The sequence below is a fragment of the Paraburkholderia caffeinilytica genome (assembly GCF_051027425.1).
In the GTDB taxonomy this organism is placed as follows: domain Bacteria; phylum Pseudomonadota; class Gammaproteobacteria; order Burkholderiales; family Burkholderiaceae; genus Paraburkholderia; species Paraburkholderia caffeinilytica_A.
The window spans coordinates 1,713,126-1,738,746 of record NZ_CP186552.1 but is presented as its reverse complement, the minus strand read 5'-3'; the positions used below and the strand labels follow the sequence as shown (position 1 = coordinate 1,738,746).

25 protein-coding genes are annotated in these 25,621 nt (G+C 61.5%); 16 read left to right on the top strand and 9 right to left on the bottom strand.

What is annotated here, in order from left to right; genetic code table 11:
• Positions 1-158 precede the first annotated feature (158 nt).
• The 6 genes from ACOSV0_RS07625 (at position 159) to ACOSV0_RS07600 (ending at position 5,394) form a co-directional block, all read left to right on the top strand.
• Positions 159-1,097 (top strand): amino acid ABC transporter substrate-binding protein, encoded by a 939-nt coding sequence (locus ACOSV0_RS07625; RefSeq protein ID WP_434109690.1) that lies wholly within the window; start codon positions 159-161, stop codon positions 1,095-1,097.
• A 97-nt stretch (positions 1,098-1,194) separates the two neighbouring features.
• Entirely contained in the window at positions 1,195-1,971 is a 777-nt protein-coding gene (locus tag ACOSV0_RS07620) for an amino acid ABC transporter permease (protein ID WP_434109689.1), read from the top strand.
• 13 nt (positions 1,972-1,984) lie between these two features.
• The gene (locus ACOSV0_RS07615) at positions 1,985-2,668 is read left to right on the top strand and encodes an amino acid ABC transporter permease (protein WP_434109688.1); all 684 of its coding nucleotides are present in this window, start codon (positions 1,985-1,987) and stop codon (positions 2,666-2,668) included.
• Positions 2,669-2,684: 16 nt separating this feature from the next.
• Positions 2,685-3,419: an amino acid ABC transporter ATP-binding protein gene (locus ACOSV0_RS07610; RefSeq protein WP_434109687.1), complete on the top strand. Its 735-nt coding sequence runs from the start codon at positions 2,685-2,687 to the stop codon at positions 3,417-3,419.
• 41 nt (positions 3,420-3,460) lie between these two features.
• The gene (locus ACOSV0_RS07605) at positions 3,461-4,540 is read left to right on the top strand and encodes a threonine aldolase family protein (protein WP_434109686.1); all 1,080 of its coding nucleotides are present in this window, start codon (positions 3,461-3,463) and stop codon (positions 4,538-4,540) included.
• Complete coding sequence (locus ACOSV0_RS07600) at positions 4,537-5,394, top strand: amidohydrolase family protein (protein WP_434109685.1); 858 nt, start codon at positions 4,537-4,539, stop codon at positions 5,392-5,394. The genes ACOSV0_RS07605 and ACOSV0_RS07600 overlap by 4 nt, the downstream gene beginning before the upstream one ends.
• A 66-nt stretch (positions 5,395-5,460) precedes the next feature.
• Here the strand turns inward: ACOSV0_RS07600 and ACOSV0_RS07595 are convergent, their stop codons facing one another.
• On the bottom strand, positions 5,461-6,357 hold the full coding sequence (locus tag ACOSV0_RS07595; RefSeq protein WP_434109684.1) for a LysR family transcriptional regulator: 897 nt from the start codon (positions 6,355-6,357) through the stop codon (positions 5,461-5,463).
• 106 nt (positions 6,358-6,463) lie between these two features.
• Between ACOSV0_RS07595 and ACOSV0_RS07590 the strand changes: the two genes are divergently transcribed.
• From ACOSV0_RS07590 to ACOSV0_RS07575, 4 genes are read left to right on the top strand one after another with little or no spacing between them, the layout of a single operon-like run.
• A complete protein-coding gene (locus ACOSV0_RS07590; RefSeq protein WP_434109683.1) occupies positions 6,464-7,255 on the top strand; it encodes a substrate-binding periplasmic protein in 792 nt (263 codons plus the stop codon).
• The gene (locus ACOSV0_RS07585; protein ID WP_434109682.1) at positions 7,252-8,040 is read left to right on the top strand and encodes an amino acid ABC transporter ATP-binding protein; all 789 of its coding nucleotides are present in this window, start codon (positions 7,252-7,254) and stop codon (positions 8,038-8,040) included. The genes ACOSV0_RS07590 and ACOSV0_RS07585 overlap by 4 nt, the downstream gene beginning before the upstream one ends.
• A 2-nt stretch (positions 8,041-8,042) precedes the next feature.
• Positions 8,043-8,720, top strand: a complete 678-nt coding sequence (locus tag ACOSV0_RS07580) for an amino acid ABC transporter permease (RefSeq protein WP_434109681.1) — start codon at positions 8,043-8,045, stop codon at positions 8,718-8,720.
• Positions 8,721-8,726: 6 nt separating this feature from the next.
• A complete protein-coding gene (locus tag ACOSV0_RS07575) occupies positions 8,727-10,148 on the top strand; it encodes an MmgE/PrpD family protein (RefSeq protein ID WP_434109680.1) in 1,422 nt (473 codons plus the stop codon).
• 114 nt (positions 10,149-10,262) lie between these two features.
• Here ACOSV0_RS07575 and ACOSV0_RS07570 read toward each other — a convergent pair whose 3' ends face one another.
• A complete protein-coding gene (locus ACOSV0_RS07570; RefSeq protein WP_434109679.1) occupies positions 10,263-11,414 on the bottom strand; it encodes a porin in 1,152 nt (383 codons plus the stop codon).
• Positions 11,415-12,028: 614 nt separating this feature from the next.
• Between ACOSV0_RS07570 and ACOSV0_RS07565 the strand changes: the two genes are divergently transcribed.
• From ACOSV0_RS07565 to ACOSV0_RS07550, 4 genes are all read left to right on the top strand, one after another.
• Positions 12,029-12,961: a hypothetical protein gene (locus tag ACOSV0_RS07565; RefSeq protein ID WP_434109678.1), complete on the top strand. Its 933-nt coding sequence runs from the start codon at positions 12,029-12,031 to the stop codon at positions 12,959-12,961.
• 517 nt (positions 12,962-13,478) lie between these two features.
• Positions 13,479-14,927: a methyl-accepting chemotaxis protein gene (locus ACOSV0_RS07560; RefSeq protein ID WP_434109677.1), complete on the top strand. Its 1,449-nt coding sequence runs from the start codon at positions 13,479-13,481 to the stop codon at positions 14,925-14,927.
• Between the two features lie 463 nt (positions 14,928-15,390).
• Entirely contained in the window at positions 15,391-15,594 is a 204-nt protein-coding gene (locus tag ACOSV0_RS07555) for a hypothetical protein (RefSeq protein ID WP_434109676.1), read from the top strand.
• Between the two features lie 79 nt (positions 15,595-15,673).
• A complete protein-coding gene (locus ACOSV0_RS07550; RefSeq protein WP_434109675.1) occupies positions 15,674-16,057 on the top strand; it encodes a nuclear transport factor 2 family protein in 384 nt (127 codons plus the stop codon).
• Positions 16,058-16,100: 43 nt separating this feature from the next.
• On the opposite strand, the gene ACOSV0_RS07545 is transcribed toward ACOSV0_RS07550, so the two are convergent.
• From ACOSV0_RS07545 to ACOSV0_RS07525, 5 genes are all read right to left on the bottom strand, one after another.
• Positions 16,101-17,117 (bottom strand): 1-aminocyclopropane-1-carboxylate deaminase, encoded by a 1,017-nt coding sequence (locus tag ACOSV0_RS07545; RefSeq protein WP_434109674.1) that lies wholly within the window; start codon positions 17,115-17,117, stop codon positions 16,101-16,103.
• A gap of 523 nt (positions 17,118-17,640) precedes the next feature.
• Positions 17,641-18,243 carry a helix-turn-helix transcriptional regulator gene (locus ACOSV0_RS07540; RefSeq protein WP_434109673.1) on the bottom strand — a complete coding sequence of 201 codons (603 nt, stop codon included), beginning with the start codon at positions 18,241-18,243 and terminating at the stop codon, positions 17,641-17,643.
• Between the two features lie 217 nt (positions 18,244-18,460).
• Entirely contained in the window at positions 18,461-19,234 is a 774-nt protein-coding gene (locus ACOSV0_RS07535; RefSeq protein WP_434109672.1) for an ATP-binding cassette domain-containing protein, read from the bottom strand.
• Complete coding sequence (locus ACOSV0_RS07530; protein ID WP_434109671.1) at positions 19,231-20,238, bottom strand: ABC transporter permease subunit; 1,008 nt, start codon at positions 20,236-20,238, stop codon at positions 19,231-19,233. The genes ACOSV0_RS07535 and ACOSV0_RS07530 overlap by 4 nt, the downstream gene beginning before the upstream one ends.
• Positions 20,239-20,291: 53 nt before the next feature.
• Positions 20,292-21,272 (bottom strand): ABC transporter substrate-binding protein, encoded by a 981-nt coding sequence (locus tag ACOSV0_RS07525; protein WP_434109670.1) that lies wholly within the window; start codon positions 21,270-21,272, stop codon positions 20,292-20,294.
• Positions 21,273-21,582: 310 nt separating this feature from the next.
• Between ACOSV0_RS07525 and ACOSV0_RS07520 the strand changes: the two genes are divergently transcribed.
• Positions 21,583-21,798: a cupin domain-containing protein gene (locus ACOSV0_RS07520; protein WP_434110198.1), complete on the top strand. Its 216-nt coding sequence runs from the start codon at positions 21,583-21,585 to the stop codon at positions 21,796-21,798.
• Between the two features lie 175 nt (positions 21,799-21,973).
• Here ACOSV0_RS07520 and ACOSV0_RS07515 read toward each other — a convergent pair whose 3' ends face one another.
• Positions 21,974-23,305 carry a chloride channel protein gene (locus ACOSV0_RS07515; protein ID WP_434109669.1) on the bottom strand — a complete coding sequence of 444 codons (1,332 nt, stop codon included), beginning with the start codon at positions 23,303-23,305 and terminating at the stop codon, positions 21,974-21,976.
• 238 nt (positions 23,306-23,543) lie between these two features.
• The gene (locus tag ACOSV0_RS07510) at positions 23,544-23,918 is read right to left on the bottom strand and encodes an MAPEG family protein (protein ID WP_434109668.1); all 375 of its coding nucleotides are present in this window, start codon (positions 23,916-23,918) and stop codon (positions 23,544-23,546) included.
• 407 nt (positions 23,919-24,325) lie between these two features.
• On the opposite strand from ACOSV0_RS07510, the gene ACOSV0_RS07505 reads away from it, so the two are divergent.
• Positions 24,326-25,546 carry an MFS transporter gene (locus ACOSV0_RS07505; RefSeq protein WP_434109667.1) on the top strand — a complete coding sequence of 407 codons (1,221 nt, stop codon included), beginning with the start codon at positions 24,326-24,328 and terminating at the stop codon, positions 25,544-25,546.
• Positions 25,547-25,621: the final 75 nt, after the last annotated feature.

Genomic DNA, 25,621 nt, shown 5'->3' with positions numbered 1-25,621 from the left:
AGGTATTGGACTTTAGCATAATGGCGACCGATATTGAGTCCGTCGCCGGAGTACGCGCGCCGCGCATCGATCGACAACCTGGCGGTAAAGCGCCGCGATTTCAACTAGGCGACTCGTCAGCGCGAGCGCACCGACTTCTGAGCATCGCTACTACAAATATGAATTCAATTTCGAAGTTGAAAGTCGCGGGCCTGCTTGCTGCGACGCTTGCGGGACTTGGTCTGTCGATGAATGCAGTGGCCGACGCGCCCAGCCGGCTCGACCGGATCAAGGAGACCGGCACGCTGTCAGTCGGTTATCCCACCAGCTCGCTGCCGTTCGCCTATCTGAACAACGAGCATCAGCCCGTTGGCTATTCGGTCGAAATCTGCCAGCGTATCGCCGACCATCTGAAGCGAGACCTCGCTCTGCCGGATCTGAAGATCCGATATGTGCCGGTGACGTCGGCGACGCGGTTGCCGTTGCTGCAGAACGGCACGATCGACCTCGAATGCGGCAATACCACCAATACGATCGAGCGTCACAAGCTGGTGTCGTTCTCGCCCACGACCTTTGTCACCAAGGTCGTGCTGATGGCGCGCAAGGACAGCAATCTGGACGTCAACAATCCCGCCGCGTTTGCGGGCAAAACGGTGACGAGTCTGGCAGGCGGCCTCGATCTGCAGATCATCCAGCAGATCAGTAACCAGCAGCATCTGAACATCTCCGTGCTGCCGGTCAACGACACCGCGGCAACGTTCATCGCGGTCAAGACCGGCCGCGCCATGGCGGTCTCGACCGACGACGGCCTTGCTTACGCGCTCGTCGCCACCTCAGGCCAGCCGCAGGATTACGTGGTGGGAACGAAGGCGATGCTGCTCGCGCCCTACGGCATTGTCGAGCCGAAGGACGATCCGCGCTTCAAGCAGGCCGTGGACAACGCCGTGCTCGACCTGATGAAGACGAAGCAGATCGTCGCGCTCTACGACAAGTGGTTCAACTCGCCGGTGCCGCCTGCCGGCGTGAACCTCAAGTACCCGATGAGCGCCGAGCTGAAGCAGGCGATCGAGCATCCGTCGGATTCGGGCGACCCCGCGACTTATGCCGTCAGCCAGTGAGGCAGGCGCGAACCGTCTCGTCCTGAGCTCGCCTTGGATTCGCCCTGACCTCACCGCGAGCTCGTCCGGCCGGCCCTAACCTCGATCCTGAACCGACATGAACTATCAGTGGAGCTGGAGCAGTTTCAACGATCTGTCGCCCGATGGCGTGCATACGTATCTGCAGACACTGCTGATCGGCGCAGGCTGGACGATCGTGCTTTCCGTCAGCGCCTATGTGTTCGCGCTATTGCTCGGTTCGGTTATCGGCGTGATGCGCACGGTCGAATCGAAAACTGCCCGTGCGGTTTCGGCTACTTATGTCGAACTGTTCCGCAACATACCGCTGTTGGTGCAGATGTTCCTCTGGTATTTCGTGCTGCCGGAGTTGCTGCCCAAAGCGCTCGGCACCGCGATCAAGCAGATGCCGCAGCCGTGGAACCAGTTCTTCCCGGCACTGCTCTGCCTCGGTTTCTACGAAACGGCGCGCGTCTCGGAGACCTTGCGCTCGGGCATCCGCTCGCTGCGTGCCGGGCAGCGCCAGGCGGCGCTCGCGCTGGGGCTCACCGGCTTTCAGGCGTATCGCTTCGTGATCCTGCCGCAGGCGTTCCGCGTCGTGGTGCCGCCGCTCACCTCGGAGTTCATGAGCATCCTCAAAGGCTCGTCCGTCGCAATGACCATCGGGTTGCTCGAGCTAACGGGCGCGGCGCGTTCGATGCAGGAATTCAGCTTCCATATTTTCGAAGCGTTCAGCGCCGCCACGATCATCTACTTCGTGATCAACACGATCATTGTGTATGGGCTGATGTTCTTCGAGCGCAGAGGAACGATACCCGGTTCGCGTTCGCGCGCCACCGCCGGCGAGCTTGCGCTCGCCGAAGCCGAACAGTCGTAGAGGAGAATCTGCCATGTTTTCTTCCCTGCATGGACTCATCGCCGCCTTGCCGTTTCTGCTGAAAACCGGCCTGACCTTCTCGCTGACGCTAACCGCGCTCGCGGCCGTGTTCGGTCTGATCCTCGGCACGCTGCTCGCGCTCGCCCGCATGTCGTCCTCGAAGCTGATTTCGGTACCCGCCACGCTGTACGTGAACGGTATGCGCTCGGTGCCGTTGCTGCTGGTCATTTTCTGGTTCTACTTTCTCGGGCCGTATGTGGGCGCCTGGCTGACGCACTCGCCGACACCCATCGAGGTTGGCGCGTATCGCTCGGCGGTGATCACCTTCACCCTGTTCGAATCCGCGTACTTCTGCGAAATCATGCGTGCCGGCATCGCCTCGATTCCGACAGGACAGACCCAGGCGGGACTCGCGCTCGGCCTGACCCATCGCCAGACCATGACGGGCATCGTGCTGCCGCAGGCCTTGCGCAACATGACGCCCGCACTGCTCACGCGGATCATCACGCTCTTTCAGGACACCTCGCTTGTCTACGTGCTCTCGATGACCGACTTCTTCACCGCCGCTACCGATGTCGCTAACCGCGACGGCAGCACCGTGCAAATGTATCTGTTCGCGGCCGCCGTGTATTTCGCGATCTGCTTTTCCGCCTCGCGTTTCGTCAAACGCTTCGACGTCGCGCGTCACGCACATTGATAAGCCCCTTCTCGCCATGATCCAGATCGACAACATCAGCAAGTGGTACGGCACGTTTCGCGTGCTCAACGAATGCAGCACGCAGGTCGCGAGAGGCGAGGTGGTCGTCGTATGCGGGCCGTCCGGTTCCGGTAAATCGACGCTCATCAAAACCGTCAACGGCCTTGAAGCCGTGCAGGAAGGCGATATCCGCATCGACGGCATGGCTGTCACGGGCGCGCGCGCCGACCTTGGCCGAATCCGTTCACGGGCCGGTATGGTGTTTCAGGGCTTCGAGTTGTTCCCGCATCTCAGCGTGCTCGACAACCTGTGTCTCGCGCAGAAGCGAGTGCTCAAACGCAACCGCGACGCCGCGGAAAAGCGCGCGATGCAACTGCTCGAACGCGTGGGGTTGGCTGCGCACCGGCACAAGTATCCGGCGGCGTTGTCAGGCGGGCAGCAGCAGCGCGTGGCGATCGCCCGCGCGCTCTGCATGGACCCGATCGTCATGCTGTTCGACGAGCCCACCTCCGCGCTCGATCCGGAAATGGTCAACGAAGTGCTCGACGTGATGACCGATCTCGCGCGCGACGGCATGACGATGATGGTCGTTACGCATGAAATGGGTTTCGCGCAACGCGTGGCCGACCGCGTCATCTTCATGGACGGCGGCCGGATCATCGAGGACTGTCCCAAGGACGACTTCTTTGGCGACACGGCGGCACGCACCGAGCGCTCGCGCCATTTCCTCTCGAAGATCCTGCATCACTAAAGCCGGATCAATCTGCCCACTCATACCGCACTCAAAACGACATGCAGGATTTTACCGTTTTCGATTCCCGTCAAGCCCGTCACGCCCGTTTGACCGATCTGCGCAGCGACACCGTGACCCGCCCTACGCCAGGCATGTATCAACGCATGCAGGACGCCCCCATCGGCGACGACGGTCTCGACGGCGATCCTTCAGTGCGCGCACTGGAAGAAGCAGTCGCCGCTATGCTGGGCAAGGAAGCCGGCCTGTACGTGCCAACTTGTACGATGGCCAATCTGCTTGCGGTGCTCGCCCATACGCAGCGTCATCAGCAGGTCGTGCTCGAGGCGAACGCGCACATGTTCACTACCGAGCGCGGCGGCTCGCTGCTCGCGGGTCTTGCCTACACGCCGGTCGAAGGCGAATCCGGCGCGATGGACCTGACGCGTCTCGAAACGGCGATCCGCCCCGGCGCGTACCGGATTCCGGTTGGCCTGATCGCGATGGAAACGTCCCACAACAGCGCGGGGGGTGCCGTGTTGCCGCTCGCGCACATGCAGGACGTAAATGCGCTGGCGCAAAAGGCGGGGGTGCCCGTGCATGTCGACGGTGCCCGGTTGATGAACGCAGCGGCCGCCCTGAGCGTACCGGCGAGCGAGATCACCCAGCATACGGATTCGGTGTCGCTATGCCTGTCGAAAGGACTGAGCGCGCCGATGGGCGCCGTGCTCGCCGCAAGCCGTTCAACGATCGGCCTCGCGCGCGGGTATCGCAAGGTGCTGGGCGGCACGCAGCGTCAGACCGGCATCGTGGCGGCAGCCGGCCTCGAAGCGCTGCAGACAATGTGCGCACGCCTCGTGGATGACCACGCGAAGGCGCGTCTTCTGAGCGAGCGCCTGAACGCGATCGGCGCTCCGCTGCAGGCGAGCCGGCCACAGACCAATATCGTGCAGGTGCAGATTGGCGACACCGGCATGACGAGCCATCAATGGGTGGATGCGCTCGAAACGCACGGCGTGCTGACGCGCCCGTGGGGCGAGCGGATGCTTCGCTGCGTCACACATCGTCACATCGACGACGCCGACATCGAGCACGCTGCCGCTGCGTTTGCCCGGGTCTTCGAACAGCGTGTGAGCGCGTGAGCCAGGCGACACACTCAAGCGGCGACGTCTCCGCCGACTCGATGGCCAGTGCCTGCGACACGCACATCCATATCTTCGACCGGCGCTTTCCGGAGACACTCGCCGCCGACGACATGTCCAGGGTATCGGCCACGGTCGACGATTATCGTCGCGTGCAGCCGGCTTTCGGCACCAGCCGGACCGTAGTCGTCACGCCGCGCAATTACGACATCGACAACGCCGTCACGCTCGACGCCATCCGTCAGTTGGGAGCCGATCGCGCGCGCGGCATCGCGACCGTGCGGCCCGATGTGAGCGATGCGCAACTCGAAACGTTGCACGCCGGCGGCATTCGCGGAATCCGTTTTACCCTCTACACGCCGGAGCATGCGCCTACAGACTTTGACATGGTCGAGACGCTTGCGCATCGCGTGCATGAACTAGGTTGGCATTTGCAACTGCACTGGACGGCGGAGCAGATCGTCCAACACAGCGCCATGCTCGATCGCGTGCCTACCGCGTTCGTGTTCGATCACTTCGCGCGTCTGCCGTTGCAGGACGCGCTCGCCCATCCCGCCTGCCGGCTCGTCGAGCAATGGCTCGCCGGCGGACGCGCATGGTTGAAACTATCCGCACCCTACCTCGACTCGCTCGTCGGCGCGGCCGAATCCTACGCGGACATCGACGCGATGGCTCGCCATTGGGTCAGCGTTGCGCCTGAACGGCTGGTGTGGGGCAGCGATTGGCCACATACAACGTTGCGCCGGTCACCCGCCGCCGGCGCGATATCGGCAAAACTTTGCGACTGGGCGGGAACCGGCTTGATCAGGCAGCGCATTCTCGTTGATAACGCTGCCACGCTTTATGGATTTTGAGCGGGCTAGCCGACTCAGAAAAAATGCATGATCCCCAGCAGGGGATGAAATAGCGTCGCAGCGGCTTCATGTTTTCCGCCGCACCGGCTTATCGCCGGTACCGGTGCTCCGCAGCAAGCCGCGCATCTCGCCAATGAACCGGTCGCTCTGGTCAGCGACAACCTGCCTGCCTCCCCTCACCGCCCGAACTACGACCGGAATGCGCGGCGCCAGCGGAACCACGGCGATGTCGTCACGCGCGGCGCCCGCGAGCGCGAACTCGTCCACCAGCGTCACGCCGATGCCCTGCCGCACCAGGTTGATCGCCATGGTGTACCGGTTGGTCTCGAGCGCCGACACCGGCCGCTCGCGAAACCCGTCGATCGCATTGGCCATCATGGCGACAATCCTGGCATCCGTGGTGATGTACACGAGTTCACGCGCATCGAGATCCTGCCAGGACACCGCTTTGCGCGACGCGAGCCGATGATCGCGCGGCATCACGCACACCATCCGCCCGCGGCTGACCACGTCGCGCTCGGGTATCGACGCATCGTCGGGTTCCAGCACGAACCCCACGTCGTATTGCCGATTGGCGATCGCATCCTCGATTTCGTTGTTCAGATACATGTCCACGACGAGTCCGTGCTCCGGAAACGCCTCGCGGAAATGCCGCGCGGCCTGCGGCAACACGTTGATCGCCAGGGCCGGCGTCGCACACACCCGCAACTGGCCAACGCTGTAGCGCCGCACCTGCTCGATGAACCGGTCGAAGCGGACCATGCTCTCCTGCACGCGGCACGCCTCCTCGTACACCTGGCGCGCTTCCGGCGTCGGCTGCATTCTGCCGTCCAGCCGCTCGAACAGCGCAAAACCCATCTGCTGCTCGGCGAGCGCAAGGCTCTTGCTGACAGAAGGCTGCGACATGTCCAGCACGCGGGCGACCGCCGTCACGGAACCCAGCTGGACGACCTGGACGAACACTTCGAGTTGTTTGGGCGTCATCGCGAATATGAAATCCAGAAATGAATATATTGACTATGTATTTGACGGAATAAACTACACCAAATCATGGACTTTTGGGAATGTCATGAAACTATCGCCGATTCTGAAACGGTGGGGCGCCGTCGCTACGATCGCCGTGGCCACCCTCGTCAGCCTGCCCACTCAAGCGGCCGACAATATCCGCGCGATCCTCGGCGGTGACGTGGTCCGGATCGGCGCGGTGTCCGCCCCGCCGTGGTACGTGAAGGACCTGCGCACGAATCAATGGGTCGGCCTCGTGCCGGATATCGCCCAGGCGATCTTCCAGCCGGCCGGGATCCGCATCGACTATGTCGACACTGAATGGGGAACGGCCGTCGCGGGTCTGCAGTCGGACCGCTTCGATCTGCTGGGCGGCTTCAACCGGACCCCCGAGCGGGCGAAGGCGGTCGACTTTACACGTCCGATCGGTTCGCACCGCATGGGCGTGCTGACGCTCGAGGACGATACCGCACGCTTCCAGAGCTGGGATCGCATCGACAACCCGGCGCTCAAGCTGGCCGCGATCGACGGCTCGGCGGCGGCCGTCCTGCTTAAGCCGAAACTGACGCACACCCAATGGGTGATCGTACCGAACAGCGACGCCATGCAACTCGAGGTCGAAAGCGGCCGTGCGGATGCGCTGCTCACCAACGACATCCAGATGGCGCAGTACATCCAGAAACGCGGCCGCGGGCACATGATCTTCCCGACACCGATCCAGTCGCAACCGACCAACATCGGCCTGCGCAAGGACCGCGATGCGCTGCGCGCGTGGGTCGATCATCGCCTCGACGAACTGGACAAGGACGGCACGCTCCAGCGGATCTGGGCCAAGTACGTGCCGACCGCCAAATGATGCCCGGAGCGCTGCCGCCGCTGCTGAGCGTCGAAGGTCTCGGCAAGTCGTTTCGCGGTCAATCCGTGCTGTCCGGCATCTCGTTCGACGTGCGCGCCGGCGAAGTCATCGGTCTGATCGGCCGCAGCGGCTCGGGCAAGTCGACGCTGCTGCGCTGCCTGAACATGCTCGAGCGACCCGACACGGGCCGGGTGCGGCTCGCGGGCGAGGAGATCGGCTTCCAGGGTCCGAAACGGACGCCGGTGCCGACCCGGGCGCTCGCGCGACAACGCGCCCGCATGTCGATGGTGTTCCAGCATTTCAACCTGTGGCCGCATCGCACGGTATTGCGAAACGTCACCGAAGGCCCCGTCTCCGTGCTCGGGATACCCCGCGAGCAGGCCAACGCGCAGGCACTCGAGATTCTCGAGCGCATCGGCTTGCGGCAAAAGGCCGACGCGTATCCGGCCACCCTGTCCGGCGGTCAGCAACAGCGGGTCTCGATCGCGCGGGCTATCGCGATGCAGCCCGAACTGATGCTGTTCGACGAGCCAACCTCCGCGCTCGATCCCGAGCTGGTGGACGAAGTGCTGTCGGTCGTCGCCGAACTGGCGCGCGGCGGGACGACGATGCTGATCGTCACGCACGAGATGCGCTTCGCGTTCGACGTCTGCGACCGCATCCTGTATCTGGAGCACGGCCGGATCGCCGACGACGGCGCGCCGGCCGCCCTGCTCCAACGTCCCGCCGACGCCCCCGTGCGCGTCTTTCTCGGCCCCACGGGGCGTCTTTTCAACGGAAGCTAGCCATGGCCGTCTATCAATGGGATTTCGGCGCAATCGTCGAGTATCGCGACGTGCTCGCCGACGGCCTCGCGATGACCGCTCGCGTGCTGGCCGTATCGCTGACCATGGCGATCGTGCTCGGCCTCGTGCTGGCCCCGCTCCGGGCCGCGCGCTCGCGCTGGCTGCGTCTGCCCGCGCAGGCCGTGATCGAAGTGGTGCGGGCAATCCCGCCGCTCGTGCTGCTAGTGTGGGCCTACTACTGCCTGCCGATCCTGACGCCGCTGAAATTGTCCGCGTACTGGACCTGCGTGCTGGCGCTCGGCGTCTATGGCAGCGTGTTCTTCGCGGAGATTTTTCGCTCAGGACTGCAGTCCGTCGATCACGGAATCGTCGAGGCCGCATTGGCCGTCGGCATGACGCCGTTGAAGGCGCTCGTGCGCATCACCGCGCCCGTTGCGTTCCTGCGCGTGCTCCCCGCGTTCGTCGGGCAATGTGTGATGTCCATCAAGAACTCCGTATTGGGCAGCTCGATCGCCGTCGGCGAACTGCTTTACGAGGGACAGCGCCTCAGCACCGCCACCTTCCGGCCACTGGAAGTGCTGACGTTCGTCGCGTTGTGCTTCGTCGTGACGATCCTGCCGCTGTCGCTGCTCGCCAGCGCGATCGACCGGCGCATCCAGAAGCGCTATTTCAGGCACTGACTCGCGATGACCCCGACACCTCCGGCCACCGTGACGCAACAGCTGGTCCAGTTCGCATTGGCGCTGACGATCGACAACGTACCGCCGGCAATCCGGCACAAACTGAAGCTGCACCTGATCGACGCGATCGGCTGCGGCTGGGCCGCGCGCCAAAGCGCGGCGGCGGAACTGGCGCGGCAGGCAGCCGGTCTGCTCGGCGGCGCCGGCCGCTGTCGCGTGCTCGGTAGCGACAGCGGTTACGCGGCACCCGCCGCCGCGTTCGCGAATGCGATGATCATCAACGGTCTCGATCACGACGATGGTGTCGAGATCGACGGCAAGGGACTCGGCCATCCCGGCGCGACGCTGGTCGCCGCGGCGATGGCGGGTCTCGACCAGAGCCCGCATCCGGTGCCCGGCAGCCGGCTGCTCGTCGCATTGGCGGCCGGCTTCGAAATCAACAACCGCCTGATTCATGCGCTGCAGCCGAGCGCGGAACGGTTCGAGCAGGTGTATGGCATCGCGCAGCATCAGGCCATCGGCGCCGCCGTCGTTTACGGGCTCATCCATGAATTCGACGAGCCGACGTTGCATCATGCGATCGGTCTCGCGGCGACGCTCGCGAATGTGCCGAGCCTGCATAAGTACAACTGGCGGTCGCGGCCGCTCGTCACGTTGAAGGATGGTGTTGCGTCGGCCGCGCAGGCGGGTGTCCAGGCTGCGTGTCTGGCTCGGGCCGGCTTCGTCGGCAGCCGCGACGTGCTCGATGGTCCAGACGGCTACTGGCGCATGGCGGGATCGGATCGCTTCGCGCCGGATCGGTTGACGCACGCGCTCGGCAACGACTGGTATGTCCGGTACGGCAGCATCAAGCGCTATCCGGCCTGCCGCTGGCTCGCGTGCGCGCTTGAATGCGCGGAAGTGATCGTTACAGAGACCGGCTGGCAAGCCGACGAGATTGCCCGGATCGACGTGCAGACGTTTTCCCGACTCGTCGACGATCTGATGGACCAGGCGCCTGGGAATCCGAACGATGCCCAGTTCAGCCTGCCCTTCACGCTCGCCGCGGTTGTGTCGCGGATTCCGCTGGGACCGCGATGGTATGCAGCGGAGACGATGCGCGATCCCGGCATGCAGGCGCTCATCGGCAAGATTCGCGCCTCAGTGGATCCCGTGATCGATCAACGCATGCGCGGACCGGATCGCCAGCCCGGCGCGCGGGTGATCGTCCGGCATCGCGACGGCCGAAGCGCGACGCAGGAGCGGCAGATGCCGCTCGGAAGCGCAGCGCGGCCGATGTCCGAAACCGACATCATCGAAAAAGCACGGCGGAATATTGCCGGCGAGGCACCGGCAACGAACGCGTGGCTCGACGCAATACTCGGGCATGACCGGTGGGATGCCGCGTGGAGCGATTCGACGTGGATTCTACCGGCGCAGAGCAATTGACCTGACCAGGGCGCCTGCTCAGGCTCCCGATATGCAGTGACCGCCACGACGTGATCGAATGCACCGATCCCCGCCGAAGCGGGCTGTCTGCGATATCGGGAAAATACGCTCAGATCAGAACTTGTGACGGATACCGACGATCGCAAGCGCTTGCGAATTGGTGCCGTTGTAGCCATACGAACCAATCGAAGCCTGTGCGTCCTGCGTCGTACCATCGGCCAGACGTTGCGTGCCGTATGCTCGTTGATAGGCCGCGACTGCGTAGAAGTCCGTACGCTTCGACACGTTGTAGTCCGCGCCGATGCTGAACTGATGGTAGTGGGCCGACGTATCACCCGATGCAGCCGTGTATGCGTAGCCGACACCTGCGACCAGCGCTGGCGTAGCCTGGTACGCAACGAACGCCTTACCGCTGTTGTATTTCTCGGTACCCGTGAACGTCGACGCCCCGTCACTCTTCAGTTGCGTGTTGCTATACGATCCGCCGAGCGTGACCGGGCCCACCACATACTGGCCGCCGATCTGCGCAATGCTGACCGACTTCGCCGTCACGTAACCGTCGTTGATATGGCTGTCGAAGATCGAATCGGTCGTGCTGCTCGCCCAGCTCGTGCGGGCGGTCGTGGCCGAATCGTTGGTGGCACGCAGGTAGCCCGCCGCCAGCGAGAACGGACCGTTCGCATACGACACCGCGCCGCTGTACGTGTAGCCCTGACCTGTCTGACCCGCCACACCGCTGAATGCGTACAGGCCTTCGAACTGCAGGCCGCCAAAGGTCGGCGACACGTACTTGACCGCGTTCGACACGCGTGCGCTGTTGTCGTTGTTGTCAACATCACCCGGCGTTGCGAATGCCGAGCCGAAGAAGTTGTCGCCGGTGATGCCCTGCACCATGTCCGTGATCGGGTCGTACTGACGGCCGGCCGTCACCGTACCCCACGAGTCGCCGGTCAGACCGACAAACGCCTGACGGCCGAACTCACGCGAACCCTGACCAAGCTTGCCCGTACCCACGTCGAATCCGTTTTCCAGGGTGAAGATCGTCTTCAGCCCGCCACCGAGATCTTCCTGCCCCTTCAAGCCCCAACGATCGCCGCTCAGGTTGCCGTTCAGCATGCCCGTGAGGTTGCTGCTCGAATCCGCGTTATGAACATAGCCGATGCCGGAGTCAATCACGCCATACAGCGTCACGCTGTTCTGCGCGTGCGCAGCCCCGGCCATACCCAACATTGCCAGCGACACCGAAGTCAATGCGATCTTTTTCATCCTTGTTCCTTTATTGACGTTTTACAAAAACATTGCGGAGCCGAAGCATACATTGGATAAATAAAAATCCAATTAGATGTTGTTTAATTTCAACATGATTAGCATACCAAATCGAAGTGTAAAAAATTAAGGGCTATGTGCTGAACACATAGCCCCGAGCCCGGCGCAACGACTTCCTCTGCGTGGAGACTTGGAGAAAGAACCGAACGCCGCTCAATTTAATGAGGCAAGGCAGTGAAGTCAAGCCAGAATGAAACATGCTTCCATTGCTCAATCTTTCCGACTGCGGAGTCTTTTTTCGCTCACAACGACTCATTATTTATTCCAAAAAATTACTCCATTTCAATTCATTAATTGATATTTAAATATCTATCTTCAGGCCATATGAAATCATTAATTTGAATTGCATTTGCACTCAGCAATTAACATTCCCGGCAGCCGCCGGCCGTTTGCGCCACGCGCATGACGTCGGCGTCGCACGGGTTCACCAGAACCGAACCACGCCAGGTCACACCGACAAGCGCCACCCAGTCAGGCTTGGTAAGGATCGACGGTACTTGGGCCAACGTGAAATGTGTACTATTGCGCGAGGACAATTCGGTGCATAGGGCAGCTTGAAATTGACACGACTATCTACTTCGCCTCGCATCCAGCTACTCGGGAAGGTTTCAATTTTTGCCGCCTGTTTGCTCTGCGCCGCAACGGCGCACGCCGATTGTCGACTCAAAGCCGCAGCGCCACAGGATCTCGTACTCCCGTCGAAGATGCTCACTGCTTCACCGGACATGCCTGTGGGTTCGACGATAGGATCGGTTCGCGTTGCAGCGGAGCGCGATATCCCATTCGCCTGTAGCGGCACATCGAATGTGCGCGAAGCAAAACTCGCTGACATCTTCGCGCCCGTGCCGGGCTTCAGCCGGGTGTTTGCTACCAACGTTATCGGCGTAGGTTTGCGTGTCACTGCAAGCGGCGGAAACTTTGCGGGAATTGACGATACTGCGCGCCCCGTACCCTACAAGGTAGCAGTCCCCACGGAAGCGGACCGTCTAACCGGATTTGCACTCCAGGTGGACTTCGTCAAGACCGGTCCGATACAGGACGGCGTGCTCGCGGCGGGAAGGCTACTGAGCATCCGTGTCGACGAGACGGATATCGTCGATGTCGACATCCCGGTCAACGCCATCGTTTTCACTTCATCCCAGTGCGATGTGGTACGTGCCAACGGCATGGTCGCCACGGGCATCGGCACCAGGGGCGCGTTTTCCGAAGAAACCGTTGTAGTGCATAACGGCTGCAATCCGAACGTCAGCGTCATGATTCAATCGACTCAGATGTACGCGTATGGCCATTGGCCAAACCTTGCTCAAACGGCTTCAGATCGGGGCCGCCCCGCAGGTGCCGCCAGTGTGCGTGCTGACGCCCTCTCGCGAACGCTACCGGACGGAAGTTCCGCTGCCCTTGTGGGTGTTGGTTTCACATCGGGAGGAAGTAATTTCGGAGGCGGTGCAGCCGGCGGACCAGGCCAGGGTTCGAATTTTCGTCGGTAGATAGCGCAAACAACACGCACTGCACATCGGCTGCTGAGTTCGCGATGTAGCATCGTGCCATTAAAGCAGCAGCGTAACGACTGGCGGCCCTTGTTCCGGGCTGCGAAGCGATTGTTCGAATCCGATAAGCAGAACAGAAGTGAAATGAGCGTGTTTTCGATAATCACGCTCCTCCCGCCATGGCAGAATCGCCACGTGAGCGGAGCCTTTTTCGGTGTTTCGGTGACCGCCACGCATAGCGAATTCACGGGAGATCGTGGTTTGCCGGAGCGATGCGTTCCGTGACAACCGCGCTTAAGGAGACGTCTTCCGGAATACAAGAACATGCACGCCAGCGACGTGCTCCCGGGTTGCATTCCCGTGCACCTGTCCAGCGATCGAAGGCAAAAGCCAACATACGGTTCGGGCAATATCCATGTCAACCCATCAAGAGACGCCACACGCCACGGCGAGCCCGTCCCGCGCACCCGCCCCGTCCCTCCTTCTCAGGTCGGCATTGCGCCGCTGGAACCTGCGGGTGCAGTGGACGATCGCCGCACTGAGCGCCGTCGGCGCCGTCGCGGCGGCGCGCTGGTACGGCAGCTATGGCGCCGCGCTGGGATTGGCGCAGTTCCTCGTGATTTTCGGGCTGTTCGGCGCCGGCCTGATCCACGCGATCTCAACCTTGCGGGCCCAGCTGAATGCGCTGTGCGACGGCGACCTGATGCAGGACGTGTCTTTGCCGGGGCACGACGAACTGACGGCACTGGGCGAACAGGCCCGCCTGCTCGCTTATCAGTTGTCGCAAGTGGTCGCGCGCATCCGCAGCGAAGCCGAACTGATCGCCATGGGAGGCGCGCAGGCGACCCAACATGCCACCTTGCTGTCGCAACGTACCGAATCGCAGGCTGCCAGCCTGGAACAGACCCGTGCCTCGCTCCAGGCCTTGCTGGAAGCCGTGCGCTACAACACCGATCAGACGCAGCAAGCCGATGAGCGGTCCACCCGTGCGCATGCCGATGCGGTTGCAGGGCAAGCGGCGGTGCGCGCTTCGGTCGAAAGCATCGAGCGCATCGAGCAACGTTCGCACGAGATGGGGGAGATGCTCAGTGTGATCGACGGCATCGCATTCCAGACCAATATTCTCGCGCTTAACGCGGCAGTGGAAGCCGCCCGGGCCGGCGATTCCGGCCGCGGTTTTGCCGTGGTCGCCGCCGAAGTGCGGGCATTGGCGCAGCGCAGTGCGCAAGCGGCGGCGGAAGTGAAGAAACTGATCCAGCATTCTCGCGACGAGGTGAGCGACGGGGTACAAGCCATCGAAGGCAGCCGGAATCTGCTGACGCGCGCGGTCGACGCGGTCAGCGAGGTGGCCACTTTGCTGCGCGATGTCGCACGGTCGAGCAACGAGCAGACCACCGGTTTGCAGGAGATCGCCCAGGCAGTCGAGGTGCTGGACGACATCACCCACAGCAATGGCGAGATGGTCGGCGGGTCGGTGGAAACGGCGAGTCTGCTGCAAGCCCGTGCCGATCGACTAAGCGACGGGGTTAAATATATCCGGCTGCGGCAGGGCTGCGCCAACGAAGCCCGGGCCATGGCGGAGCGTGCGGCCCGACTGGTCGACACCGAGGGGCCGGAAAACGCCGTGCGCCAATTTCACGACCCGAAGGGCGGCTTTCGCGATCGCGATCTCTATATCGTGGTTGCGGACCGGGACGACTATTTCCGTGCCTTCGGTTCCGACCCGAGCAAGGCCGGCAAGCTGCGCAAAGAGGCGCTTCCGGGCGACGACCAATCCGCGATCCGCGAGGCCAGTTGGCGCGCGGTCGAACAAGGCGGCGGCTGGATCGAATTCAACGGACGGCATCCCGTCACCAAACAACCGGTGGAAAAGATCGGCTATATTGCGCCCGCGCTCGGCGGCCGCTGGGCGGTCCAATGCAGCGTCAACCGCGGCGATGGCCTCCAGCCGGTCGCGAGCGCTTGAGCGCGGCGCCGGCGATCGATCATTCGCAGTCCCGTCTATCAGTCAGTGCAGCAGGAATACCGCTCCGTCCGGATGACGGTTGCAAGAGGCATTTCAACGGGCTGCTTCGGGCGAATCGAGGCGAATCAATTGGCGGCTTCGACTTCCGCACATTCAACACCTATCTACCTCGGGAGAAAAAAGCTTCGCGGCGGTAGTTCTGCTCACCTTGTTTGCCGAGACAGCTCCGACTTCTTCGCCAACGCCACGAAGTTGCGCATGCCGATGAAGCGGCATTTCGCGCTCTGCCAGGTAACGAGACACGGTGTAAGCTGTTCGAGAATTCATTAGCTCGGCCCCCTAAGAAGATGTTAGCCACCCCGAACACGCTGACGCTGTTTCCGTTCGTGGACCTGTGTCGCAATTGCAGGCCCAAGCGTCAATCCTTCCTTGCCCGGTAAGGAAATAATACGGAGATGTCGCCATGATCGAATCTTCCGATTTCCAGAGCAAACAGATAGTGCTCAATCATGGACGCGACCGGATGCTCGTGCTCGGATCTGGCACACTGATTCGCGATGCAGCTACAACTACGCGTGCCACCAGAGACGCGCTGGAAGCCGGCTATCGACTCTTCGATTGCGCCGAGCGATACCGGATCGAGACGTGGCAGCGAGCGGTTCAATGAAGTCGTCAAGACGGGCAGACCTGGGTTTATTCCGCGCAGCACGCAATAGCTAAACGTGAACGGTATCCGGAGGCGCACCATGCAGGAAGAGGAAATACGTGAAGCCCTGAATGCGCACTGGCACGCGTCGGCGGCCGGCAATCTCGACGCGGAACACGATATTTACGATGACGACGCCATCTGTGACTATCCCCAATCAGGTGAACGAATTCTCGGACGCATGAATCTACAGGCGCTGCGGGGTCATCATCCAGGCAAGCCATCAGGTTTCAATGTCAGGCGAATTCACGGAGAAGGCAATCTCTGGGTCACGGAATACACCATCACCTATGAGGGTCGAACGGCTTACACGGTAAGCATCATGGCGTTCCGCGACGGCAAGGTCGTTCACGAGACCCAGTATTTTTCGGATCCCTTTGAGGCGCCGGGTTGGCGGAGTCAGTGGGTTCAGAAAATCGCTTGAGCGCGTGCCCGACTGCGAAAGACAATCGGGCACGAGCAGCGCTTCAACCGTTCTTGAACAGGAAGCTATAAGCGTTCAACGCGGGCACTCCGCCAAGATGCGCATACAGCACGCGGGAGCCATCGGGAAACTCTCCGCGCCGGACCTTATCGATCATGCCTTGCATCGATTTGCCCTCGTACACCGGGTCGGTCAACATGCCCTCCAGCTTCGCGCTGAGCCGAATCGCCTCGAGCGTCCCCTCTGACGGAAGACCATATTCGGGACCGCCATAACGCGTATCCAGCACCACGTCCTCGTCGCGAATCGGACGGCCCAGATCCACGAGTTCGGCGGTTTGGCGCGCGATGCGCAGAATCTGTTCGCGCGTCTGTTCCGGCTTTGCCGATGCGTCGATGCCGATCACGCGGTCGGCACGGCCATCTTTCGCAAAGCCGACCACCATGCCCGCCTGCGTGCTGCCCGTCACCGAACAGACGACGATGTAGTCGAACTTGAACCCAAGTTCGGCCTCCTGCGCCCGCACTTCTTCCGCGAAACCGACGAAACCCAGTCCGCCGAGCGGATGTTCGGAGCACCCTGCGGGAATCGGATAAGGCTTCCCGCCCGCATCGCGCACGCTCTGCATCGCCTGCTCCCAGCTGGGGCGGATGCCGATGTCGAAGCCGTCGCTGACGAGCCGGACATCCGCGCCCATCATGCGCGACATCTGGATGTTGCCCACACGGTCATAGACGGCGTCCGAGTAGTTGACCCAGTTCTCCTGGACCAGCACGCACTTCAGACCCAGATGAGCAGCGACGGCCGCCACCTGCCGGGTTTGATTCGACTGGATGCCGCCGATCGACACCAGCGTGTCGGCACCCTGCGCCAATGCATCGGGAATGATGTATTCCAGCTTCCGTGTCTTGTTGCCGCCGAACGCCAGACCGCTATTGCAGTCTTCCCGCTTGGCGTAGAGGTGAACTTTGCCTCCGAGGGATTCGCTCAGGCGCGGCAGCGCATGGATCGCGGTAGGACCGAAGGTCAGCTTGTGACGGGGAAAACGATCAAGGTTCACGCAAGTTCTCCGAATGGATAGGACGGTGGACTTCGTCGCCGGACATCTGGCGCCGACGGCACACGATCAAATCTTAGGGAAAATCCTGCGAAACGTGGTTGCGAAGATTATGGCCATGACCATATCTATACTGTGCTTCTTTTTAATCTTGCAAACTTAAATATCTTATCTAATTAGAAATAAGAAATAAAATTTTGTGTACACAAATTTGCATGTCAGATGTACCCCACTCTGGCCCGCTCGTCACCCCTCTGATTAGCAGGATAGGTGGGGCACGCTGTTTCGAGTAGCATCAGTTGCTGCATACCGGCTTGACTATGTCGTCGGCGGTTCTGGAAGCGCGACCGTTAAGCCACAATAATTCGAAAGAGCCGGAAACCTGAGAGAACAAGATAAGAGCCCGGAAACCGCGTACAAAAAGCGGCGGACTCTGTGTGGGGGAAAATCACCCGGCAGTACTTACTCGCGTGGCTAGCGTGTATTGCCGCGCGCGGGCGGTCGTCCCGCGTGAGAACAGCCGTGCCTACCTGGCACCCGGTTGAACGACGCCATTGGAAAGATGCTTGAGCCACAGGCTCATCAAGCCCGCCCGTCCTCGCACACCGTATTTGCGGAAAATCCCGGTGATATAGGAATGGGTGGTCGAGGCGGCCAGGCCAAGTCGCTCGGCGATCTGTTTTTCGGTCGCCTCGGTGAGCAGCAGCTCAACCACCTTGCGTTCGTACGGCGCAAGAACAGACAACAGCGCCGAGGGCCCGGCCTCCTGGCGACGGAGTTCTGTCACGTCGCGTGCCACACCCACACGCAAGCGCTCGTGCTCCATCCAGCGCGCGGACCACGTGACGTAGACATCGTTTCCATTCTTATGACGATAACGGTTCTCAAAACCTACCCGTTTGCGGCCGGCCAGCACTTCCTTGGCTTCCCTGCGCGTGGCGTCCTGATCGGCCGGAACTACGAAATCGATAATGAACTGATCGACAAAATCGCCCGGTGCGTAGCCAAATATATCCTCGCATGCAGGACTGGCATGGCGTATACGCCCCTGCTCATTCACGAGGAAGATGGCGTCGGGCGAAAAATCCGCGGCAGCGGTGACAAGATCTTCAATGAGCTCTCTCTTCATGGCCGTGTACTGACTCCTGCGCATTCCGGATCGTGCCTGCGGGACCACCTCGCGTGATGCGTAAGAAATGGAAAGCAGGCTGCGTTGGAGCGACAGCGTAACGCGATACCAATATGTGGTCAATTTTACGTAACAAGTAGGCGATCCGGCCTAGGCCTTGAAGAAATTTCCGATTTCCGCTTGATAAATTGTGAAAATTTGATTAATGCGGTGGCGCTCAGTGGTCCGATCCACGTGCGTTCGCATACGTGTCCCCCACCATCAGATGCACGATTTCGTCGCCATTAGTCCCGGCCACGAGCCGTTCGCCGGCCACCTCGCCGCGCCGCAGCACGACAACGCGATCCGCAATGGCAAAGATGTCGTGCAGGTTATGCGAGATCAGAATCACGGATACGCCCTGAGCTTTCAGCGCGGCGATCAACTCCATCACCTTGCGTTGTTCGGGCACGCCGAGCGCGGCGGTCGGTTCGTCCATGATCAGCACACGCGCATTCCAGTAAATGGCACGGCCGATCGCGATCGCTTGCCGCTGACCGCCCGAGAGCATCTTCACCGGACCGCTGAGCTTGCGCTCGGGAATCACGATATCAAGACGCTCGAGCACTTCACGTGCAACCTGCGCCATGCGCGGCCGGTCGATCACCTGAAACCCGAATTGACGACGCGTCGGCTCGCGGCCGAGGAAGATATTGCTCCCGACATCGAGATTGTCGGCGAGCGCGAGGTCCTGATAGATCGTCTCGATCCCCTGGGCGCGAGCGTCCTGCGGGTCGCGCAGTTGCATGGACGTGCCGTTGAACAGCAAGTGACCCGCGTCGGCGTGATAGACCCCGGAGAGGATCTTGATGAGGGTCGACTTGCCCGCGCCGTTGTCGCCGGCGAGCGCCAGCACTTCGCCCGCCATCAGTCGCAGCGAGACGCGCCGGAGCGCCTCCACGCCGCCGAAGCGGATCGAGATGTCGCGTGCCTCGAGGATCGGCGTGCTCATTGGGCACCTCCGAGACGTTCCTTGTACTGGTCGATCAGCACCGACATGATGATGACAATGCCGACCACGATGAATTGCCAGAACGCGTTGACGTCGATAAATACCAGTCCGAACTCGATCACCGCAATGATCAGAGCGCCAATCAGCGTGCCGATGACATTGCCGGTGCCGCCGAACAGACTCGCGCCGCCGATCACGACCGCGGCAATCGAATCGAGAAGCATCGGCTCCCCGGCATTGGCGGCACCCGCGGCAAAGCGCGCTGTATAGACGATGCCGCCGATCGCGGCAAACGCAGCGGCGATCAGATAGATCACCAGCAGATGGCGCCGGACATTGATGCCGGCGCGGATCGCCGATTGTGGATTGCCGCCGATTGCGTAGGTGTACTGGCCGAAACGCGTCTTTGACAGCACAAAGTGCATGATGACCAGCAACACCGCGGTCAGCGCCACCGGGATCCAGCCGCGGCCGAGCCACGCGAGTCCGGCATTGTCTACGGCCACCGTCATGCCGCTTCCCGCCGCCAGAAAGCCCGCCCCTCGCGCGACACCATACATGCCGAGCGTGCCGATGAAGGCAGGGACACCGAGCCGCGCAATCAGTACGCCGTTGACGAGCCCAGGGATCGCGCACACCGCGACGGTCGATGGAATGGAAAACAGCAGGATCCACGGCGAGCCGCTGCCGAATAGCGTGAATTGCGCGACACACACGGCGGCCAGTCCCATGACAAATCCCACCGACAAGTCGATGCCCGCGGTGATGATCACGAACGTCTGGCCGATTGCAAGCAGCAATGGCGCGCTCGCCGCCAGCCCGATCGACTGCAGGTTGTAGACGTTGAAGATGAACGAGCGATGATCCGATATCCGCGCCCAGACTTCGAAAAACACCAGTAGCGCACCGAGGAAAAGCCAGGGCCAAACCTTGCTGACCAGTGCGAGCCGGTCGAGCCGTGAGTTATCCATAAAGTCGTCCGGAAAATCGGCAGCGGTATCCACGTGCGCGCATCCGCGCACGCGGGGACAGGTTCTCGTTGTTCGATCGCGCTCGCCTAGTTCGAATAGATGTACTGCTTCATGTCCGGCTGGTCGATGTTCGTCTTGTCGAGCACCACGAAGCCCGTGCTCTTGAATGACGGAATCTTCTTGCCGCGAATCACGTCCGCTGCAAACTTCACACCGTAATAGCCGATCTCATCCGGGCGCTGCGCGATCGCGATGTCCACGAGGCCGCTTTTGATCTGCTGGTCGATGCCAGGCACTGCGTCGAACACCACGACCTTGACGACACCCTGCTTGCCGGCCGCCTTGACGCCCTGGGCGGCGCCGCTCCCGGAAAAGGTGTTGGCGCCGAACACGCCGGCAAGGTCGGGGTTGCGCGCAAGCACCGCGGCGACGTGGGATGCGGCGCGGTTTGCGTCATCTTCGTTATATTGCGTTTGCAGCACCTTGATGTTCGGGTGCTTCTTCATCTCTTCCTGGAAACCCTCGGCACGCGCATCGGTACTTGAGATGCCTGGCTTGTTGTTTTCGCAATAGACCGTACCCTTATCGCCGATGGCCTTCGCGAGCGAGCGTGCCGCAACGCGTCCGCCTTCCAGGTTGTCCGAAGCAATATAGGACAGCGGGAAATCCGCGTCGCCCTTGCCGGTCTGATAGTGGCCATCGCCGATATACGTATCCACCGTGATGACCTTGATGCCGGCGTCAGCCGCTTCCTTCAGTGGTCCGATCAATTGCTGTTTATCGACTGGCGAAACCAGCAGGACATCCGGGTGTTTGGCAATAAACGCCTTGAGGATCGGCACCTGTTCGGTGGTGTTCCATGCCTTGGGCACCTGGAATAGCAACTGGACGTGTTCTTCGTTTGCGGCCCGCTCGGCGCCGCGGTGCATCGTGAAGTAGAAAGGATCGGTGACACCCGGCAGCAACGCGACGACGGGATGCGCGGCATCCGCGTGCGCCGGCCCCGCGAACGAACAGGCCATGGTCGTTGCGAGTGCAACCAGATAGTGGGAAACGAAGCGCTTCATTTTTGTCTTCCTCCTGTTGAGTCCGACGAACGGCGCCTGACCTGATTCGTTCTGACCTTCCCGAAGTGACGGCGTCCGGCAGTTGGCCAGTATACTGGCGGGTGTCAGCAGCGAGCCTGGTGTTTTCCTGCATCGTTTCCGCATAGTTCTGCTGATCGACCTGGATTATCGCGGTCTCCCAACTGCGGCCTCATCCCTGCCTCGCACGGTGGCTTTGATCGCAGCCGCCGCGCTCGAACGGCCGCGAGTTCCCGGGTTCGTCCCCGGCGAATTTTTATGTGGACATACGCACGCGGAAAGGCGGCACGATATGACTCATGATCCATCGACAGCACCACAATTTCGCTGGAGCGATTCGAACGACGTCCCCTGGATAGCTTCACTATTCGCGCAGGGTGTCGAAGTGAAAAACCTCGGCAAGGCAAACGGCCGCGCAATCCAGCTCGTGAGATTCGCACCTGGCGCGGCGTTTCCCGATCACCTTCACACCGGCCGGAGTTCATCTATGTCCTGGAGGGCGAAGTGACATGGAACGGTCGAGTGCTAGGACGTGGAAGCGTAGGTGTGGCGGAACTGGGGACCGTCGAGCGCGGTTTTCACAGCACGACGGGGTGCGTGTTCCTGCTCGCGTACGACCTCGATCAGATTTTCGATTCGGTGGAACCGGGGTCAGCTCATGGGCATTAAAGGCCACGCTTCAATCATCGCGCCTTACCCGCCCCACTCCAATTCAGACCCAGACCAAGCTGCATCGCCGGCACCCACTTCACGCATCCCTGAAAACTCAACGCAGCGCCACCGACGGCGAACAACACCGGAATCAGAAAGTCGTGGCTCACCCGGGTAAATTCAAAGACGAGAACGACAGCGGTTATCGGCATCTGCATCGATGCAGCCAGGAATGCCGTCGCACCGACCACGGCGAAAGCGCCTAAAGAAGCGCCCGGCCAGAACAGGCTCCAGGCCCCGCCGAGTACGATCGCCAGCAAGGCGCCATTCGCGAGCCCCGGCGTCAGCAGGCCGCCTTCAGCGCCCGCACGCAAACTACTCGTCGTAATCAGCACCTTCAGCACCAGCAACATAGCCGCGAGGCTCATCGTCAAGCCGCCATCGAACGCCATTCCCGCGGGCCCTTTGCCATTGCCGAGCAGTTGCGGGAAGTGCATCGCCAGCACGCCGATGATCGCGAAGTTCAACAGCGACAATACTGGCAAGCGCCAATCCTTAGGCGCCTCGGCACGCGCGCGTTTGGTCAGCTCGGTAAAACCCCATGCCGCAACACCGAAAATCGGCCCGCACACCACGGACCACACCACCAGCGACGTGCTCAAGGTCAACGTCGGCACCAGATACTGATGTTCGTTGCCCAAGCCGAGTTGTGCGACCAGCGCCGCCACCGCCGACGTGACAACCGCCGGCACGAGCGCCTTCCAGCCGAACGTGCCCAGCAAGACCTCGAGCACGAACACCGCGCCGCCGAGCGGCACGTTATAAACAGCAGCAAGGCCCGCTCCGGCTCCGCACGCAACCATGATCCGGCTCTGCTCGGCCGACAAACCCGCACGATGCGAGAGCCAGCCGGCGAGCACCGAACCGATCTCGCGCGGCGCGACTTCGCGCCCGAGCGGCGAGCCCAGCGCCACCGTCACAATCTGCAACAACGCATGCACGACGGTGCTCAGCACAGGCATGCGCGGATCGTCGGACTTGACGGCCTGACGAATGCTGACGAGCGGCCGCCCGAAGCGATACAGCGACCACCAGCCAAGCCCGGCCACCAGTCCGCACGTCGTCAGGACGAGCAGACGCCTCTCGGGTTCGGCGCCGGTGACGCCTTGCAGAAAACTCTCGCTGCTGATCACGTGCGTCATGCTGTAGCCGTATGCGAGGTGCTGAATGGTGTGCAGCAGCAAGGCGAGCAACATGCCGCCGAGACCGGCGCCGAGACCGGTCAGCAGCGTAACCGTGGCCAGCGCCACCAGCGGTTTTTGTCCGCGCCGCACAGGCGCTGAAGTGAGTGATTTGAGTGACATGGCGCGTCGGGACCGGCGACATTAATGGGATGGCAACGATCTTATTCCGCGTCGCAACATGAGTCAAATTGATTTTTCTGTTTGACTGATGCGCCATACGCATATATCGAGCAGACTAGCCTCCTTCAGTGACAACACCGGCGATACAAACGCTTGAGTCATCCAGATCGTGAGCGCCGACGGACGCATAGGCACGTGCATACGCATCCACCAGCATCGGCCCCCGCGCCGCCTTACCTCAGTTCACCGAGACGAAAAACATCGACACCGCACTCGCGACGCCGACAAACCACACCAGCGAACGCAACGACGCCAGGTTCGCCACATACAAAATGCCGTGCAATACGCGCGTGACAACAAAGGCGATCGCCAGCCAGTTGATCCACGGGCTCGCCCCGCCCGCCTGCCCCGCGACGACGACCGCGGCGGTGAACATCGCCAATGCTTCCCATGCGTTCTGATGCGCGGCGTAAGCACGCGCGCGCCAGCCTTCGAGGCCCGCGAGATAGGCGCGCGGCGCGACATTGTCATAGCGCTTGCTGACCTTCGCCAGCATGATCCACGGAAACGGCAACACCACCACGATGAGCAGGCATAGATGCGGAATCGTCATTCGTTAGTCCCTTTATATGCACGGCGCGAATGCCGCGAGCCGCTGTTATACCCGCAGGCGTCCGCCCCCGCCAACCGGAATCCCGCGAGTGCCGCCTCTACCCGATACTCGAAACCCGGGTGCCGGATTGACCGGATTACCGTTCGCAAATGCCGGATAAATATTACAAATAACAAACAAACCGGCAAACATCATTAATACGATAATTACATTTGCAATACATTCTCCATGCAGCGAGATTCAGGAGGAAATTCGCTCCAGGTATTAATACGGATAAACGCGGGTTCAATCATGCAAGCGTTTAACGCTCGGCGTACACTCGCTCGAAGCCCACGCCACAGGGCACACGGGGCTGCAGAGCCACCCGTCGTCAAACACGGGTTATCGGAGACTCAGGAGAACAATCAATGAGCTGGACACGGGAACAGAGAAACGTCACGATCGCCGCCTATCTGGGCTGGACTCTCGACGCATTCGATTTCTTTCTAATGGTGTTCGTATTGAAAGATATCGCGGCGGAGTTCAATACGAAAATCCCCGCAGTTGCCTTCGGCATTATGCTGACACTGATGATGCGTCCAGTCGGCGCGTTGATTTTCGGCTGGCTTGCCGACAAATACGGCCGCCGCCCAACGCTGATGGTCAACATCGCGTGCTTCTCGCTGCTGGAATTGCTGTCCGGCTTTTCGCCTAACCTGACCACCCTGCTCGTGCTGCGCGCCCTGTTCGGCATTGCGATGGGCGGCGAATGGGGGGTGGGCGGCGCACTGACGATGGAAACCGTGCCGCCGAAATCGCGCGGCATCGTCTCGGGTCTCCTGCAAGCCGGCTATCCAAGCGGCTACCTGCTCGCCTCGGTCGTGTTCGGCGTCTTCTATCAATACATCGGCTGGCGCGGCATGTTCTTCGTCGGCGTGTTGCCGGCGCTGCTGGTGCTGTATGTGCGTGCACATGTGCCGGAATCGCCGGCGTTCAAGACACTCGAGAAGAAAGCGCGTCCGGGTCTCGTCGCCACGCTGAAGCAGAACGTCGGGCTGTCGCTCTACGCGATCGTGCTGATGACCGCGTTCAACTTCTTCTCGCACGGTTCGCAGGATCTGTATCCGACCTTCCTGCGCGTGCAGCATGGATTCGACGCGCATACGGTGTCGCTGATCACGATCACGCTGAACATCGGCGCGATCTGCGGCGGCCTGTTCTTCGGCTTCATCTCGGAGAAGATCGGCCGCAAGCGCGCGATCTTCATCGCGGCATTGATCGCCGTGCCGGTGTTGCCGCTGTGGGCTTTCTCGTCCACACCGGTGCTGCTCGCGGTCGGCGCGTTCCTGATGCAGATCTCCGTGCAAGGCGCATGGGGTGTGATTCCGGTGCACCTGAACGAAATCTCGCCCGATGAAATTCGCGCGACGTTCCCGGGCCTCGTGTATCAGCTCGGCAATCTGATCGCGTCGGTGAACGGCCCGCTGCAGGCCAGCGCCGCCGAAGCGCATGGCAACAACTACGCACTGATCATGGCCGTCGTGATCGGTATCGTGGCTGTCGTGATCGCAGTGCTGATTCCGTTCAGCCGCGAACGCCGCGGCATCGACATGACGCAATCGGCGAAAGAGATCGCGGCGCAGCTTTAAGCGTTCGAACTAAACAGCTATTTCGCCGCCGCATTATCGGGCACAATAGATACAAAGGCGGCTCGAACCGCCAGA

Excerpts from the sequence above, each read along its gene's own strand:
- ACOSV0_RS07625 (WP_434109690.1), top strand. The coding sequence starts at position 159 with ATGAATTCAATTTCGAAGTTGAAAGTCGCGGGCCTGCTTGCTGCGACG.
- ACOSV0_RS07620 (WP_434109689.1), top strand. The coding sequence starts at position 1,195 with ATGAACTATCAGTGGAGCTGGAGCAGTTTCAACGATCTGTCGCCCGAT.
- ACOSV0_RS07615 (WP_434109688.1), top strand. The coding sequence starts at position 1,985 with ATGTTTTCTTCCCTGCATGGACTCATCGCCGCCTTGCCGTTTCTGCTG.
- ACOSV0_RS07610 (WP_434109687.1), top strand. The coding sequence starts at position 2,685 with ATGATCCAGATCGACAACATCAGCAAGTGGTACGGCACGTTTCGCGTG.
- ACOSV0_RS07605 (WP_434109686.1), top strand. The coding sequence starts at position 3,461 with ATGCAGGATTTTACCGTTTTCGATTCCCGTCAAGCCCGTCACGCCCGT.
- ACOSV0_RS07590 (WP_434109683.1), top strand. The coding sequence starts at position 6,464 with ATGAAACTATCGCCGATTCTGAAACGGTGGGGCGCCGTCGCTACGATC.
- ACOSV0_RS07585 (WP_434109682.1), top strand. The coding sequence starts at position 7,252 with ATGATGCCCGGAGCGCTGCCGCCGCTGCTGAGCGTCGAAGGTCTCGGC.
- ACOSV0_RS07580 (WP_434109681.1), top strand. The coding sequence starts at position 8,043 with ATGGCCGTCTATCAATGGGATTTCGGCGCAATCGTCGAGTATCGCGAC.
- ACOSV0_RS07575 (WP_434109680.1), top strand. The coding sequence starts at position 8,727 with ATGACCCCGACACCTCCGGCCACCGTGACGCAACAGCTGGTCCAGTTC.
- ACOSV0_RS07570 (WP_434109679.1), bottom strand. The coding sequence starts at position 11,414 with ATGAAAAAGATCGCATTGACTTCGGTGTCGCTGGCAATGTTGGGTATG.
- ACOSV0_RS07555 (WP_434109676.1), top strand. The coding sequence starts at position 15,391 with ATGATCGAATCTTCCGATTTCCAGAGCAAACAGATAGTGCTCAATCAT.
- ACOSV0_RS07550 (WP_434109675.1), top strand. The coding sequence starts at position 15,674 with ATGCAGGAAGAGGAAATACGTGAAGCCCTGAATGCGCACTGGCACGCG.
- ACOSV0_RS07540 (WP_434109673.1), bottom strand. The coding sequence starts at position 18,243 with ATGAAGAGAGAGCTCATTGAAGATCTTGTCACCGCTGCCGCGGATTTT.
- ACOSV0_RS07535 (WP_434109672.1), bottom strand. The coding sequence starts at position 19,234 with ATGAGCACGCCGATCCTCGAGGCACGCGACATCTCGATCCGCTTCGGC.
- ACOSV0_RS07525 (WP_434109670.1), bottom strand. The coding sequence starts at position 21,272 with ATGAAGCGCTTCGTTTCCCACTATCTGGTTGCACTCGCAACGACCATG.
- ACOSV0_RS07520 (WP_434110198.1), top strand. The coding sequence starts at position 21,583 with ATGACTCATGATCCATCGACAGCACCACAATTTCGCTGGAGCGATTCG.
- ACOSV0_RS07515 (WP_434109669.1), bottom strand. The coding sequence starts at position 23,305 with ATGTCACTCAAATCACTCACTTCAGCGCCTGTGCGGCGCGGACAAAAA.
- ACOSV0_RS07510 (WP_434109668.1), bottom strand. The coding sequence starts at position 23,918 with ATGACGATTCCGCATCTATGCCTGCTCATCGTGGTGGTGTTGCCGTTT.
- ACOSV0_RS07505 (WP_434109667.1), top strand. The coding sequence starts at position 24,326 with ATGAGCTGGACACGGGAACAGAGAAACGTCACGATCGCCGCCTATCTG.